The 1,698-nt window shown below is 44.8% G+C and carries 1 protein-coding gene; it reads left to right on the top strand.

The features are described from left to right. The first annotated feature begins 132 nt into the window (after positions 1-132). Positions 133-1,446 carry an IS30 family transposase gene (locus OCV96_RS19360; protein ID WP_262595219.1) on the top strand — a complete coding sequence of 438 codons (1,314 nt, stop codon included), beginning with the start codon at positions 133-135 and terminating at the stop codon, positions 1,444-1,446. Positions 1,447-1,698 lie beyond the last annotated feature (252 nt).

Genomic DNA, 1,698 nt, shown 5'->3' with positions numbered 1-1,698 from the left:
CCTAACTTTTTTATTTAAATTCCACCGCCCGCTTAGGCGGTGGAATTTACTCCCGCACAGTTGATATTTACTCTTTCATATAAAAGTGATAGACTTATCTTTCCTTCTGACAGCAGTTGGAGGAATAAGACTATGAGTAAATATATACCCGGTAATCAGAAACACTTAACTCTGGATGATCGTATTTACATCCAGAATGAGCTTTCCAAAGGTACTTCTTTTAAGGATATCGCACGCTTCCTCTGTAAGGATCCCACTACCATCTCCAAAGAGGTGAAGGCACACCGCCTGTCCGACTGGTATCACAAAGGCACTTTTTACAATGCCAAAAACTTTTGTGTGCACCGTTACCATTGCAAAAAGACAAACGCCTGTGGGAAGATCCTTCTTTGTGGTATCAAGTGTACTTCCTGTCCTACCTGCAACCAGACCTGTCCCGATTTTGAAAAGGAACGCTGCAGCAGGCTCGATAAAGCTCCTTATGTCTGCAATGGCTGTGACAAGCAGATTTCCCACTGTACCATCGCACATAAGTACACTTACAATGCCAGATTTGCTGACCGCAAATATCGGGAATGCCTTAAAGAGTCCCGTTCCGGTATCAGTATGACCAAGCATGAACTTCACCGGAAAGACAGGATCATCAGTCCTCTGATCGAGCAGGGACAGTCTCCTTACCAGATCATTACAAACCATCCGGAACTGGAGCTGTCTGTCCGCAGCGTTTACACCTATCTCGACATGGGAATCCTGACCGCAAGAAACATTGACCTGAAGCGTAAAGTGAAGTTCAAACCACGCAAGATACACAAAACACAGATCTCTGACCGCCGTGTTTTCCAGGGCAGGACTTACACCGATTTCCAGCAGTTGGGACTGTCTTCCTTTGTGGAAATGGATACCGTGCATTCCGCCTCCGGATCGTCAAAAACACTGCTTACTTTCTTTTTTACAAGGGAAAAGCTGTTTCTTGCTTTCCTGATGAACCGTAACACAGAGGGTGCTGTAAGGCTTGTCTTTGACCGGTTGGAAAAGCGCTTTGGTACTTATGATTTTCAGACATTGTTTGAATACATTCTTACCGACAGGGGCTCGGAGTTTGGTAATCCCGAATCTCTGGAAACCGGGTTTACAGGGATCCAGCGTACCAGTATCTATTACTGCGACCCTATGCGCAGCGGGCAGAAAGGCGGTCTGGAGCAGGCGCATACCATGCTCCGGATGATTCTGCCGAAAAAGACAAATTTTGAGTTCCTTACCCAGTGGGATGTCAACCTGATCGTGAGCCATATCAATTCCACACCGAGAGAAAGCCTTCAGGGCAGAACACCTTACGATGTGGCACTGGAAACTCTGGGAGAAGAAACCCTGAAAGCATTTCAGCTCAGGCGGATTGCCCCTGATGAGGTCAATCTGACGCCCAAGCTGATACGCTTCAACCAATAATTCATTGAAAAACCTGCTGTCAGACTGGAAGTAAACTTTTCACATTTTTCGAATGTGGCCGGTGGAATTTAGTCTGACACACTACCTTCCAGTGGCTTGTTTGCCATACAGAAAAACAGAGAATTTCGCCATGAATTACTATGATTATAACAGAAATCCAATATTTTTTCTCTAAAATTATTCGATTTCAAGCAATTTTTAAAGACACGGTGGAATTTACCTGTGCACTGGAATTTAAAATTTCAAGTCAGC

The organism is Waltera acetigignens, assembly GCF_025567015.1.
In the GTDB taxonomy this organism is placed as follows: Bacteria; Bacillota; Clostridia; order Lachnospirales; family Lachnospiraceae; genus Acetatifactor; species Acetatifactor acetigignens.
Note: the sequence above shows the minus strand (reverse complement) of the source record. Positions and strands in the feature narration are given on the sequence as shown.